The sequence below is a fragment of the Niallia alba genome, from assembly GCF_012933555.1.
Taxonomy (GTDB): Bacteria; Bacillota; Bacilli; order Bacillales; family Cytobacillaceae; genus Niallia; species Niallia alba.
The window spans coordinates 2,039,061-2,053,524 of record NZ_JABBPK010000001.1 but is presented as its reverse complement, the minus strand read 5'-3'; the positions used below and the strand labels follow the sequence as shown (position 1 = coordinate 2,053,524).

12 protein-coding genes are annotated in these 14,464 nt (G+C 36.7%); 1 reads left to right on the top strand and 11 read right to left on the bottom strand.

Annotated features, from left to right (window positions below; genetic code table 11):
- From HHU08_RS09760 to HHU08_RS09745, 4 genes are all read right to left on the bottom strand, one after another.
- Positions 1 to 432, bottom strand: a complete 432-nt coding sequence (locus HHU08_RS09760) for a hypothetical protein (RefSeq protein ID WP_169188359.1) — start codon at positions 430 to 432, stop codon at positions 1 to 3.
- Positions 432 to 1,277, bottom strand: a complete 846-nt coding sequence (locus HHU08_RS09755) for a carbohydrate ABC transporter permease (protein WP_016201059.1) — start codon at positions 1,275 to 1,277, stop codon at positions 432 to 434. The genes HHU08_RS09760 and HHU08_RS09755 overlap by 1 nt, the downstream gene beginning before the upstream one ends.
- Positions 1,278 to 1,296: 19 nt before the next feature.
- The gene (locus tag HHU08_RS09750; protein WP_318010483.1) at positions 1,297 to 2,220 is read right to left on the bottom strand and encodes a carbohydrate ABC transporter permease; all 924 of its coding nucleotides are present in this window, start codon (positions 2,218 to 2,220) and stop codon (positions 1,297 to 1,299) included.
- Between the two features lie 321 nt (positions 2,221 to 2,541).
- On the bottom strand, positions 2,542 to 3,810 hold the full coding sequence (locus HHU08_RS09745) for an extracellular solute-binding protein (protein WP_169188358.1): 1,269 nt from the start codon (positions 3,808 to 3,810) through the stop codon (positions 2,542 to 2,544).
- Positions 3,811 to 4,035: 225 nt separating this feature from the next.
- Here HHU08_RS09745 and HHU08_RS09740 point away from each other — a divergent pair, with 225 nt between their 5' ends.
- Positions 4,036 to 4,953 (top strand): ArsR/SmtB family transcription factor, encoded by a 918-nt coding sequence (locus HHU08_RS09740; RefSeq protein WP_016201056.1) that lies wholly within the window; start codon positions 4,036 to 4,038, stop codon positions 4,951 to 4,953.
- Between the two features lie 109 nt (positions 4,954 to 5,062).
- On the opposite strand, the gene priA is transcribed toward HHU08_RS09740, so the two are convergent.
- The 7 genes from priA to HHU08_RS09705 form a co-directional block, all read right to left on the bottom strand.
- The gene (gene priA, locus HHU08_RS09735; protein WP_169188357.1) at positions 5,063 to 7,474 is read right to left on the bottom strand and encodes a primosomal protein N'; all 2,412 of its coding nucleotides are present in this window, start codon (positions 7,472 to 7,474) and stop codon (positions 5,063 to 5,065) included.
- On the bottom strand, positions 7,471 to 8,679 hold the full coding sequence (gene coaBC / locus HHU08_RS09730; protein WP_101730049.1) for a bifunctional phosphopantothenoylcysteine decarboxylase/phosphopantothenate--cysteine ligase CoaBC: 1,209 nt from the start codon (positions 8,677 to 8,679) through the stop codon (positions 7,471 to 7,473). The genes priA and coaBC overlap by 4 nt, the downstream gene beginning before the upstream one ends.
- Positions 8,680 to 9,065: 386 nt before the next feature.
- A complete protein-coding gene (rpoZ, locus tag HHU08_RS09725) occupies positions 9,066 to 9,287 on the bottom strand; it encodes a DNA-directed RNA polymerase subunit omega (RefSeq protein ID WP_016201048.1) in 222 nt (73 codons plus the stop codon).
- A gap of 3 nt (positions 9,288 to 9,290) precedes the next feature.
- Positions 9,291 to 9,905: a guanylate kinase gene (gene gmk / locus HHU08_RS09720; protein WP_016201047.1), complete on the bottom strand. Its 615-nt coding sequence runs from the start codon at positions 9,903 to 9,905 to the stop codon at positions 9,291 to 9,293.
- A gap of 9 nt (positions 9,906 to 9,914) precedes the next feature.
- Positions 9,915 to 10,178 (bottom strand): extracellular matrix/biofilm regulator RemA, encoded by a 264-nt coding sequence (remA, locus tag HHU08_RS09715; RefSeq protein WP_016201046.1) that lies wholly within the window; start codon positions 10,176 to 10,178, stop codon positions 9,915 to 9,917.
- Positions 10,179 to 10,238: 60 nt separating this feature from the next.
- Positions 10,239 to 11,114 carry a YicC/YloC family endoribonuclease gene (locus tag HHU08_RS09710; protein ID WP_169188356.1) on the bottom strand — a complete coding sequence of 292 codons (876 nt, stop codon included), beginning with the start codon at positions 11,112 to 11,114 and terminating at the stop codon, positions 10,239 to 10,241.
- Between the two features lie 409 nt (positions 11,115 to 11,523).
- Positions 11,524 to 14,202, bottom strand: a complete 2,679-nt coding sequence (locus tag HHU08_RS09705) for a calcium-translocating P-type ATPase, SERCA-type (protein WP_101730050.1) — start codon at positions 14,200 to 14,202, stop codon at positions 11,524 to 11,526.
- Between the last annotated feature and the right edge of the window lie 262 nt (positions 14,203 to 14,464).

The following is a 14,464-nucleotide window of genomic DNA, read 5'->3' as shown; positions in this document are numbered from 1 at the left end:
TTATACCTCCGACTCTTTCATTTTTGTCATATTTAATTTTCGAATACCTTTATTTTTTGCTAAAACTAAGATACCTGCTGACATACATAAAACTAAACTGATAATATCCATGATAATATAGGATAGCGTTCCACATACGAACAGCCACACTGCAACCTTCACATGGACTTGATCATCTATCATATATTTCTTTGCACAAACTAAATTAATTAACCCCAAACCAATTAACAGGGCGCCAAACATACCTATAAATATATAGATACTTCCAACATAAGATTCCATCGCTTTCATATAAGCAAAACCAGAGTCTTCAACAAGCTTTGCACCTTCGACCTTTTTTAATGTTCCATAAAGTAAGATCGTAAAAAGACCATCGATGATTTGCCATAACCCTACTATTCTTACTAAATTTCTTTCTAGCTTTCTATTCATTATCCTTTCACCCCAGCGGATAGGGACATAGATTCTAAGAAATATTTCTGTGCAAATAGATACAAGATAAAGGTTGGAATAATCGCAACCAATGCTCCTGCCATTAATAAGGTTGGTTGTGCTTGATACATCCCTTGTAATAATTGAAGACCTGGTGTAATTGGCATCTTATCTATATCATTAAATACAATGGATGGCCATAAGAAATCGTTCCATGATCCCGTAAAGGAGAATAGGGAAACAACTAAGAGAACCGGTTTAATCAATGGTAAAATTACTTTTCCTAAAATTTGAAAATCATTTGCACCATCCATACGGGCAGCTTCATCAAATTCGAGCGGAATATTATTCATAAATTGTCTTACTAGAAAGATATTAAATACACCTGCTGCTCCAGGAACTATCATGGCAATCGGTGAATTTACCCAACCAAGGACATCGATGATTTTATAAAGAGGAATAAGATTTACTACTCCTGGAAACATCATCGTTGCCATTAAAAAGGCAAACAATCCATGTTTCCCTTTAAAATTCAATCTACTAAAAGCGAAAGCAGATAATGTAACAACAATTAAAACTAATAATGTATGTGATAGGGAAATAACAAGTGAGTTTGTAAACCAGCGAATCAATGGTGTACTTGCATTATCAACTAATAATGTTGTGTAATTTGTAAGCACCCATTCAATCGGAAGAAATTTAAATCCCACTGTTTGTAGTTCTATTTCTGATTTAAAGGAGGTTACAACTCCCCATAATAAAGGAATAATCCAAATCACAGCCATGATAAGCAAAAAGGCAAACGCGATTATTTTAGGTATTGGATTGCTTCTTTTACTGTCCATACTCTTCCTCCTCCTCTAATTAATTCTTTCTCTCTCTTAAGAAAAAGAATTGTAATGATGCAACAACCATTATACAAAGTCCAAGAATAACAGCCATTGCAGACGAGATCCCAGCAATCGATTGACCTGAACCAAAGGCATTTTGCTGAATATCCATTAATAACACTCTCGTTGAGTCTGTTGGACCACCACCAGTTAACATTAATGGCTGACCATAAACGTTAAATTGAGCAATCGTTGTGATTACAACCGTATAAAGAAGTTGCCCTTTAATACTCGGAAGGGTAATCTTAATAAATTTCTGGAAAGAAGAAGCGCCATCAATATCTGCAGCTTCATAATAATCTTTCGGAATTCCGTTCAACGCCGCTTGGTAAATAATCATATTTCCACCAATCGTCCACCAAACTGTTACAGCTACTAGCGCAATCCATGCATATGGCTGTGTACCAGTCCAAACTGTTTCAAGATTGAAAATATTATTAATTGGACCATACGTTACATTAAACATAAGTCCCCAAATTATGATGACTGCAGAAATCGCGAATAACGATGGTAAATAGAATAAAGACTGAAATACTTTCCATAGAGTTGGTTTTGTATTTAATGCTGCTGCAAGAAGCAGAGGTACAATAATACAAAATGGGACGGTAAATAGAACAAATAAAAAGGTGTTTTTTAAACCATTATGAAGTTGTTCATAAAAGACGGAATCAGATTGAAGTAATAATTCTTTATAATTATCCAATCCAACAAAGGTCGGGGAACTAATCAAATCCCATTCTGTAAAAGAAATATAGATTCCAAAAAAGATTGGAATCAGAAAAAACACTCCAAAAATGATCAAATGAGGTGCTAAAAATAGCCATGGTGCAAAGGAGGTATTCCTAGACTTTTTTATATTCATTTGTTTCACATTTTTCGTAGCGGGAACCGTTTCCATACGCCCTACTTCCTTTCCTCTTGCTTCTATTAGAATAAGATTCGTAGATCTTATACATTTTAAGGTTACAGCCCAAATACATAAGTTTACCTACTAGCAATTTTGGTTTCTGTATTTAGGCTGCCTTACTATGTTTATTGATTTGGCTGTTTTATTAAAGATTGTTGAGATTACCCGTGATCAAAATACACTTCACTTTCATTGGGGTTTCTCCTGACTCGCTAATTCCCTTGGCGTCTTCAGGTGTTTTAGTATCTTTTAAAACAGCCATTGATTTCTAGCATCAAAACTCAAAGAAAATACTTTCATTTTCGCTTAAAATTATTTATTCGTATTATCTTTTGCTACCTTAGCAGATATTTCTTTTTCCATATCCTCTAACGCTTTATCTGTTTCTGCTTTTGAGAAAACAACATCGCCAGCTTTAGAATCAAGTAACTCAGAAACATAGCCATTGTATTTGTAGTCAAAGATTTTTAATGTTGCTTGTTGTTCTGGTGTTGCTAAGAAAAATGATTGTGGCATTGCTTTATATTCTTCATTTTCTAAAAGAGAAAGTGTTGCTGGATTTTGTCCGGATTTTGCCCATTCCATTGAGTTATCACGAACCCAGTCTAAAAACTCAACGACACCTTTTTCTTTTTCATCGCTTCGAGAATCATCTTTCAACATGACAAATTGGTGAGAAGAAGACCAGTTCACTGCTTTAGATAAGTCATCTGATAATTGAGGAGCATTTGTTAATCCCCAATTTACCTTTGACTCTTTAATTTGGTTTTGCATCCAAATTCCTTCTGGAAGAAAAACAACTTTTCCAGTTAAGAACATTTGTGTTGGATCTTCTCCATCCTTTGTTGTATAACCAGCCTTCACATAATCTCTCCACAGATTAAAAGTATCTTTCGCTGCTTGGTTAACTAAAGTTGGCTGAATGCCATCTTCTGTTAACTCTCCACCATTTTGTGCATATAGTGACAAGAAGTTAGGTTTTAGCCATGTTACCCCTAATGTTCTAATTTTATCTTTTTGTGCTTTCTCTCCAACTTGCTTAATCTCATCAAATGTTACAATATTATCATCCAATGCTGTTGGCAAATATTTATCCACTAAGTCTTTGTTATAGTAAAGTCCGAATGTATGAATATCTAACGGAATACTATAACGTTCTGAATCTAGTTCTCCAATCTTCCAAGCCTCTGCTACATAATTATCTCCATTAATTTCTGGGAAATCTGTGAGCAATTCATTATAAGAAGTTAACATATCATTATCTTTGAACTGTTTAATTCGCTCAGCATGGACAATTGTTAAATCTGGAATATTCTTTTTAGAGTTTACAATCGTTGGAATTTTTGTATACATGTCCCCTTCTTTTAAAGAAACGTTTTTGATTTTGTACTCAGGATTCGTTTTATTATATTCGTTTACCATAGCCTGCATGTTTTTCCCATCTGGCCCTGTGAATGGATTCCAAAACGTAATTTCATTTTTGGCACTGCTACTAGCTTCTGAATCTCCACAGCCTGCTAAAATACCAATCGACAGTCCGATTACTCCAACATACTTCCAAAGCTTTCTCTTTGCCCCCACAATAATTCCTCCTTTTTATTTAACTCATCACACAATCAAATTCTTTAACTAAAAAGTTAAAGATTATTAAATAAAGCACTTTACACTATTAATTTAACAACATAGGAAAGCGTTGTCAATCTTATTTTAACAATATTTTTTGTGTTTTCTATTGTGGTTAAACACTATGAATGCTAAAATAAGTAGGCAAGCTAATGTTTAACTATAAAGTTAAAGGAGATGCCTATGCAAATTCAAATTTCAAAAGATTATTTTCATATTTATCAAGCACTCGCTAGTGAAACAAGAATTGAAATCATTGAAATTCTCTCTAAAAACAACATGAATATATCCGATTTAGCTAGACATTTAGGCATAAGTGCCGCCATTGTTACACGCCATATCCAAAAGCTAGAAGAAGCTGGTATCGTAAAATCAGAAAGAGCTCCCGGAAAATCAGGTCTACAAAAAATTGTCTATTTAGCAATAGATAATATTGAAATCCATTTTCCGAGAAAAATATTTAAAGAATATTTACTTCATCTTACTGATTTAAAAATTGGCCATTATACTGATTTCTCTGCAAAACCGACTTGTGGAATCGCAACTGAAAAAGAAATAATCGGTAAAGCAGATGATCCTAAATATTTTATGGATGCTCAAAGAGTGGATGCGCAGCTCTTATGGTTATCACAAGGATATGTAGAATACAAAATACCTAACTTGCTTGGACCAAATCAAATCCCAGAAATGGTCGAGATTAGTCTAGAGCTCGCCTCTGAGTTTCCGATTTCCAATAACGTATGGCCTAGTGACATCACTTTTTACTTAAATAAGGTCAAGCTCGGCACTTACACCGTACCTGGGAATTTCTCAGATGTGCGAGGTCGCTATACCCCAAAATGGTGGAATGATAAATTTAGTCAATATGGTCTCTTAAAAACGATTCGCGTAAATAAAATGGACACAGGAATTGATGGGGAACCGTTCTCTAGTATAACCATCAATGATTTACAGCTAGAAAACTCGCCATTTCTATCATTGAAAATTGCTGTGGAAGAAGATTCAGAAAGAGTCGGAGGCTTAACTTTATTCGGGGAACATTTCGGTAATCATAAACAAAATATACAGATCGGGATTTATTATTTGGAGAAGGAAAATTAATTAGTGCAAAATAAAAAGAAATGACAGTTTCTAATTTGTCATTTCTTTTTATTTTTTTGTTGTGCTCATCAAGTTATAGTAAAAGTAAGTCCGTTTCATAACAAGACACCTACATCAAAATAAACGGATTAACATCAATCGAGATTTGCAGGCCGTTTGTGCTTATTTCTGTTTGGTAATGATCTAAAATTGATTTTAAAACTTCTTCCAAGTTTGGTTCTTGTTTATACTTTATTAGGCATTGATAGCGATATTTATTTTTTATTCTTGCGATTGGTGAAGCGACTGGTCCTAAAATAACCGTTTGTGGTGATAATCTATTTCTGACGATTTGCGTGATTTTTTCCGAAACACCGACTACTTTCATTAGCTCTTCATGACTAATCGTAATCATGGTAAGAAAATAGTATGGCGGATAGGCATGTTGGCGGCGAATCATCATCTCCGTCTCATAGAACCGGTCATAGTTCTGTTCGCTCGCAAGCTCAATACTATAATGCTCTGGTGTATAGGTTTGAAATATAACTTCCCCTTGCAATTCATGCCTGCCTGCTCTTCCGCTAACCTGTGTGAGCAATTGAAAGGTTTTTTCAGACGATCTGAAATCAGGCAAATGGAGCATCGTATCTGCTGACAGTACGCCAACTAGCGTAATTCTTGGAAAATCTAGTCCTTTAGCAATCATTTGCGTGCCTAATAGAATATCCGCTTCTCCATCTTGGAATTTTTGCAGCAGCTTTTCATGAGCTCCCTTTCGACTAGTTGTATCCACATCCATGCGAATTACCCTTGCTTCTGGGAGGATTTTCGTAAGCTCTTCCTCTACCTTTTGAGTACCTGTTCCAAAATAGCGGATATGCTCACTATTGCATTCCGGACACTGCGTCGGCGTATACGTTTCATAGCCACAGTAATGACACTTCATCTGATTTTGAAAACGGTGGTAGGTTAAGCTAATATCACAATTCGGGCATTTAACCACATACCCACAGTCACGGCACATAACAAAAGACGAGTGTCCTCGTTTATTTAAAAACAATACCGTTTGCTCTTTCTTTTCTAAGCGATCTTTTAGTTTTTCCAGCAACACTTCGGAAAACATGGAGCGATTGCCACCTCTTAGTTCTTCGCGCATATCGATAATTTCCACGTTTGGGAGGGCCTGATTATTCATTCGATTCGGTAATGACAGTAATGTATACACCTCTTTTTGCGCTCTTGCAAAGCTTTCTAATGAAGGAGTCGCACTACCTAAAATGATTGGACAGCCATGCTTTTTCCCTCTTTCAATCGCAACGTCTTTTGCATGGTAACGGGGATTTTCCTCTTGTTTATACGTCATTTCATGTTCTTCATCAATAATGATTATGCCAAGATTCGTAAATGGCGCAAAAATTGCGGATCTCGCTCCCACAACCACTTTTACTTCATTTCTTTGAATTTTGCGCCACTCATCATATTTTTCACCCACCGATAAGCCGCTATGAAGAACGGCCACCTGCTCACCAAAGCGACCTTTAAAGCGATTGACCATCTGTGGAGTCAGAGCAATTTCTGGAACAAGTACAATCGCTTCCTCTCCCTTTGCCAAAACTTTATCGATCGACTGTAAATAAACCTCTGTCTTTCCACTGCCAGTTACCCCATATAAGAGAAACACTTCATGGCGATCCTCTTTGACCGCCTGATGGATCGGTGCAAGAACTTTTGCTTGATCATCCGTTAAAGGCAGGGCATATGTTTTTTCAAATTCACGCTCTTGATAAGGATCTCGGTAAACCTCCTTGTCCATTTCACCGAGAAGACCTTTTTCGACTAATCCTTTTATAGCAGCTGTAGAAATATTTAATTTCGTTAAAAGCTGTTTTTGTTCAATTGGTTCTGGATGCTTACTAAAATATACAAGCAATTCTTTTTGTTTTTTAGCATTTTTATTTAACGATTCTTCGTAATTAGTTAATTCCGATTCCGCTACAAGAGGATAAATATGTTTTACCTTCTTCTTCTGGCCTCTTGATTGAACCTCATAGGAAACCTCTATTGTTCCTTTCTTTACGTCCTTTTGCAAAACAGAAAGAGACACATTCTTTCGAGCTTCCTCCCACACTACTTCTTCCGCATTATTAAAAAGAGCAGCTACCCCTTCTGCCATGTCTTGTTCTTTCCCTATTACTTTTTTTATCTTGCGTTCATATTTAGCCTTTAACGCTGGCGGCAGCATCGCTTGAAAAGCGGAAATCTTATAGCAGAGGGTAGAATGAGACAACCAATCAGCAAGGGATAGAAGTTCATTATTTAATACAGGAACTAAATCCATCGGTTCGATTACCTTTTTCAGCGATTTAAAACTAGATGTTCCCTCCAAGCTTTCCACAAAGCCTTGTACTTTTCTAGGACCAAATGGAACAATAACGCGCATCCCCGGTTGAATAACATCTTCCAATTCTTCTGGAATTAAATAATCAAAGGGCCTGTCCGTTTGTTTTGCTGGAACATCGACAATTACTTTGGCTACCGTCATTTTTGAACAGCTTCTTTCAGTAACATAGCTTGTTCCAATATTTTTTCCGCTACCTCATCCTTAGAAAGAAGGGGTAGCTCGATAGAAGTTCCATCTCTCTTATACATAGTCACAAGATTCGTATCTGTTCCAAAGCCAGAATCCTGTCTATTTACATTATTAGCAACGATCATGTCTGCGTTTTTGCGCTGTAATTTATCCATTGCATATTCAGCCATATTTTGTGTTTCCGCCGCAAATCCGATCAAAATTTGCTGTTCTTTTCTTTTTCCAAGTTCAGACAAAATATCCTTTGTCCGTGTAAATTCGATTGTTTCTGGACCATTTTGTTTTTTTACTTTATGGTCATATACAATTGTCGGTCTATAATCACTAACCGCAGCCGTTTTAATGATAATATCGACTTTCTCACTATAGTTCATTACGGCATCATACATCTCTTCCGCACTCTCCACTGAAATAACCTGAGCTCCTTTTGGTGGAGTAAGATTCGTTGGCCCAGATACTAAAATAACATTTGCGCCATAAGCGATTGCCATCTTCGCAATACTATATCCCATTTTTCCAGACGAGTGGTTGGAAATAAAACGAACAGGATCAATTTTTTCGCGAGTTGGTCCAGCAGTCACGAGAACGGTTGTACCTGCAAGAATATTTTTTTTCCGAGAAAAATAGTCCTCCATATGCTGAACAATCATTTCTGGTTCTTCCAATCTTCCTTTTCCTACATACCCGCATGCTAAATAGCCTTCACCTGGGTTGATAAATCGATAACCATAGTCATGAAGCGTGTTAATATTTTTAATAACTGCAGGATGATCATACATATGTACATTCATTGCTGGAGCAATCCAAACATCACTTGTTGCTGCAAGCAAAGTTGTTGTGATCATATTATCCGCAATACCGTTTGCAAGCTTTCCAATTACATTTGCCGTTGCCGGTGCGACTAAAATTAAATCTGCCCAATCTGCTAAATCAATGTGAGCAATCACTTTCGGATCTTTCTCATCAAATGTATCTGTATAAACCTCATTTTTTGACAGTGCTTTAAAGGTCAATGGATTCACAAACTGCATTGCCGATTCCGACATAATAACCTTCACATCCGCACCTTTTTGCGTTAATTTACTAGTCAAAGCACATACCTTATAAACCGCAATTCCTCCCGTTACACAAAGAAGAATCTTCTTCCCATTCAACATCATGTGCCTCCTTCCTTTCTTTCTGTTCTAAAGTTTATGATAAATAATATTGTTTGTTTTTTTAAAAGTTCTATTGGAGTACCTGGTTGATTGGAGAGAAGGTGCGAGACTCCTGCGGGTTTAGCGGGATATATGATATCCCACAAACCATAAGCCGGGGATGCTCACCGCCCGCCCCGCAGAAAGCGAGCATCCTGAACGGAAATCAACCTAATTAGTTAAAAATTAAACAATTACGGTAACACCCTTATGTACCATTTCATTACTTCTATTATTGTTAAGCATATAATTAAATAATCATTATGTCCATGAAAAAAGACTTAGTAAATGGAATTGTTCCTTTTACTTAAGCCTTTTTATTCCGTACTATATTTTTCACAAAAAAATTAATATTCTTCGGTTGATCCACTTGGTGTATTTACACGATATGTCAGCTGATCTTTGTTAATCTCTTCTAATGCTTTTCCTACATTTTTATGAGAAACATATTTTGCTAATTGTGGTTTTGCATTTGTTTGCAGCTTTCTCGCTCTTTTTGCAGCGACAGATACTAATGAATATTTCGAATCAATTTTTGTCATTAATTTATCAATAGATGGATATAACATAGATTAATTAACCTCCAGCATTTTTTTGTATTTTGGTTCTACTCTTTCTCTACGACAATGCTCAGCAACAATAATTGCTTTTATTTTTTCACATGCATTCTCTACTGTATCATTTTCTACTACATAATCATATAAGTGCATCATTTCTATTTCTTCTCTTGCCACATTCATTCGATTATTTATAATCTCTTCTGATTCTGTACCTCTTGTGACAATGCGATTTTTCAATTCTGATAAACTTGGTGGACTTAAGAAGATAAATAAGCCGTCAGGAAACTTCTCGCGAACCTGCTTTGCACCTTCTACTTCAATTTCTAAAAAGACATCTTTGCCTTTTAATGTTGTTTCTCGTACGTAATCGACTGGTGTACCATAGTAATTCCCTACAAACTCTGCATACTCGAGTAATTTTCCTTGTTCGATTAATGCTTCAAATTCTTCTCTCGATTTAAAGAAATAATCTACTCCATCTACTTCACCAGCGCGTGGAGATCTTGTTGTCATGGAAATGGAATATTCAAAGGATGTATTTTTTTGTGAGAAGATTTCCTTTCTCACTGTTCCTTTCCCTACACCAGAAGGTCCAGACAAAACGATTAAAAGTCCCTTTTCTACCAAATCTTTCTCCTACCCTTCCTCTATAATCTCATCACGATCGTTTAATCGATGTGCAACTGTTTCTGGCTGAACTGCTGAAAGAACAACATGATCGCTATCCATCACAATAACAGCTCTCGTTCTTCGACCATACGTTGCATCTATTAAGGATCCTCTATCCCTAGCATCTTGGATAATGCGTTTAATGGGAGCAGATTCTGGACTGACAATAGAGATAATTCTATTTGCAGAAACTATATTTCCAAAACCAATATTAATTAATTTAATGGACATTCGTCTTCTCCAATCCTATTATTTTTAGTTTTAACTAGGAAGATTTATTCTAAACCCTTTTTATTCAATGTTTTGGATTTGCTCTTTCATTTTTTCCAAACAGCTCTTCATTTCAACAACTATCGATCCTATAGCTGCTGAATTAGCTTTGGAGCCAATTGTATTGATTTCCCTATTCATTTCCTGAAGTAAGAAATCAAGCTTTCTTCCAATCGGGCTTTGTTCTTCCATGATCTGATAAAACTGTCTAATATGACTATGTAATCTAACTAATTCCTCATTAATATCTGCTTTATCTGCAAAGATTGCCACTTCTGTAATAAGACGTGCTTCATCTATCGATTCCGGTAAGTAGCTTTCAATCCGTGTTTTTAACTTTTCACGATATTGAGTAATCACTTCTGGAGCTAATGACTGTAATTGTTTAACCCACTTCTCCGTTTGTTTAAGGTTGGTTTCTAAGTCTTTATATAACTCCATTCCTTCCACAGCTCGCATATTATTCAACTGAACAACTGCTTCTTTCACTGTAGCAAGCAGTATTTCTGATAGTTCTTCCATATCAAGCTCACGTTCAGCTATCTGAAAACACTCTTCTTGATTTAATAGATCACGAAGCGAGACAGGCTCTTTGATGGAATATTTGTCTTTTAATTGATGAAACAATTGGTAATATTGATCGAGTAATGGCCAATCTACGATAATTTCTTGACCTTTCTTCTCTTCATCTTCTAATGTTACAAATACTTCTACTCTACCTCTATGTAAATAGTTAGAAATAATTTTCTTTATTTGATCTTCCAAATATAGAAACTGCTTTGGCATCCGAATAATCTGATCACTAAACCTGTGATTGACCGATTTTATTTCGATATGAAGTGTTGAATGGTGATAATGTTTTGTTGCTCTTCCAAATCCAGTCATACTTTTCATCATACTGACACATCCGTTTTCTAAAAAATATAAGATGATGGATTTGTTTTCCGAGGCGTCCGCTCGCTTTCCATGGGGCGAGCGCCAAGCCTCCTCGTCACTACGTTCCTGCGGGGTCTCGGACTTTCTCGCAGCTCCCATAGGAGTCGAGCGGACGCCTCTCCAAACCAACCTTATTTTCACTTTCAAATATGCTTGCTCTTCATTTCACACGAAAAAAAGACTTTTTCCGTGGTCTCCTCGCTAATCCCACAGGAGTCTCCGTGTATTCAGGCTGCTTTATTATTCTTTAATAATTTCTCATCATCCTTGCATAGCGTCGAATATTTTAGAAAAAACAGCATTAAAAACTACATTAAATAAATAAAAGGTAATAGAGTGGTCTCTACTACCTTTTGGATTATAACATATTTTATTTTGATTTACTTAATAAAAATGATCCTGCAAGTAAAAAAGTTGGTACGGAGGCGAATCCGATGATCATTGGCCAATCTTTCATTGCTATTGGCAGAGTATGGAAGATCTCTTGTAGGAATGGTACGTAGATGACAACTAGTGCCAGTACCAGGGAAGAGATTACGGCCCATACGAGATACATATTGCCAAATGGGTTTCTTGAAAGAATGGATTTTTCACTGCGACAGTCAAAGACATGAATTAACTGTGCAAGTACTAATGTGATAAAAGCAACGGTTTGTGCATATTCGAGATTTTCTGGATTATTGTCGTAGGCGAACATAAACGCTAGTATCGTAGAAACCCCGATTAAGAAACCTCTTGAAATTACTTTCCAGCCTAGCCCTCTTGAAAATACTCCTTCATTAGGACTTCGCGGACCTCTCTTCATGACATTATCTTCTGGTCTATCTAATCCTAAAGCCATCGCTGGCAATCCATCTGTCACTAAATTCACCCATAAAATTTGAATCGGAACAAGCGGAAGTGGCATTGCTAATAACATCGCAAATAGCATAACGAGTATTTCCCCAACGTTAGAAGCTAGTAAATAACGGATAAATTTACGAATATTTTCGTAAATATTTCTCCCTTCTACAATTGCAGCTTTGATACTTGCGAAATTGTCATCCATTAATACTAAAGAAGAAGCTTCCTTCGCCACATCCGTACCTGTGATTCCCATTGCTATCCCAATGTTCGCTTTCTTGATTGCAGGAGCATCATTCACCCCGTCACCAGTCATTGCAACCACATGTCCTCTATTTTGGAAGGCTTGAACAATCTTTAGTTTATGTTCTGGTGACACCCGAGCAAACACGGAAACGTCTTCCACAATATCCTCTAATTCATTTAAACTTAAATCAGAAAGTTCTTTTCCTTCCATTACCTTTGAACGGTTATTAGCAATGCCTAGCTGTTTCGCAATTGCTTTTGCAGTAATAACATGGTCACCAGTAATCATAACCGTCTTAATTCCAGCTTCTTTACACTCTTTGACAGCTTGTTTTACTTCTGGTCTTGGTGGGTCAATAATTCCTTGGAGCCCGATAAAAACTAAATCTTTTTCTGCTTCTCTTTCATGCAGAATAATGGTATTAGCAGAAATTTCTTTATATCCCACAGCAATTGTCCGAAGTGCCTGTGAAGCTAAACCATTTATCGCTTCTTGAACTACCTTCTTCTGTTCACTGCCTAATACGGTGGAGCGATTTTCAAAGAGAATTGATTTACTTTGACCGATTAAAACGTCTGGCGCCCCTTTTGTAACGACAAACTGACGTCCAGTTGGATCTTTGACAATCACACTCATCATTTTTCTCGTAGAGTCAAAAGGGAATTCATTGACAATTGTAAATTGATTTAATAACTGGTTACGAGTGAATCCCGCTTTCATACCAGCTACTAAAATAGCGCCTTCTGTCGGATCACCGTTTAAAACATATTCCCCATCTTTTTGTAAAATCTCTGCGTGATTACAAAGCATTCCGAATGTTAATAGTTGTTGAAGCGCCTTATCTTTTGTTGGTTCCACTATTTTTTCGTCTACATAGTATTTTCCTTGTGGTTCATATCCTGTTCCATCAACCGTATACGTTTTTCCGCCAATCCATGCTCTTGTAACCGTCATTTTATTTTGCGTTAGTGTACCTGTTTTATCAGAACAGATGACAGAAGCACAACCTAGCGTTTCTACTGCAGGAAGCTTACGGACAACCGCATTTTTGCGAATCATTTTTTGAACACCAAGCGACAATGCAATCGTAACAATCGCTGGTAATCCTTCTGGTATTGCAGCAACTGCTAAAGATACCCCTGCAAGTACCATTGTATATAGATCATTACCTTGAAGAACCCCAATTACGACAACTAATACTGTTAAAAGTAAAGCTGTGACAATAAGAATTTTCCCCAACTGCTCTAAACGTCTTTGCAATGGAGTAGTCACAGAATCTGCATTTTGCAGTAAATCGGCAATTTGCCCCATCGCTGTTTTCATTCCCGTACCGATAACAACGCCAACTCCGCTTCCACGAGAAACCATTGTCCCCATAAAGCCCATGTTCTCCATATCTCCGAGTGCTAAATTGTTATTTTTTATCGCCGATACGGTTTTTGGTACTGGAACTGATTCACCTGTTAAAGCAGATTCCTCCACTTCTAAACTTCTAGATTCAATAATTCTAACATCTGCACCAATTCGATCCCCACTAGCGAATTTAATGACATCACCCGGAACCAATTCCTTTGATAATATATTGATCCATTCCCCATTACGAAGGGCGTGTACATGGGGCTGTGATAGCTCCTTTAAAGCAGACAAAGATTTCTCTGCCCGAATTTCTTGAAAGAAGCCAAGAAAACTATTGAGAATGATGATTGCAATAATCGCAATCGCATCAATATATTCGCCCAATAAACCCGAAACAAGCGTGGCAGCTAAAAGAACAAGTACCATAAAATCCTTAAATTGACTAAAGAAAATAAGCAATAGCGATTGCTTTTCCCCTTCATCTAATTCATTGAATCCAAATTTCTTTCGTCGCTTTTCCGCTTCTTCCTCTGTTAACCCAGCCGAAAAATCAGTATTCAATGTTTGTTCTACTTCTTTTTCGTGCATTTCATGATAGTTCATCCGGCCATCTCACTTCCCCCTTTTTCATTCACCATTCGCGAATAACACTTTTGCGAAATAATCCGTAGTAGTTCTGAACAAAAGGTTAGCAATTCTAACTAACATACATAGTTGTCCCAACACCACTCTATGGAAATCATATTCAGGCTTGGCCGAAAAAATGCTAAGGAAGTGGAGATTTCTTTCTTTTAAGTTTGGAAACATCTAAAAAAGCAGTTACTGTTCTTCTAAGAGAAACAACGGCTCCATTTTGTTAGTCCAA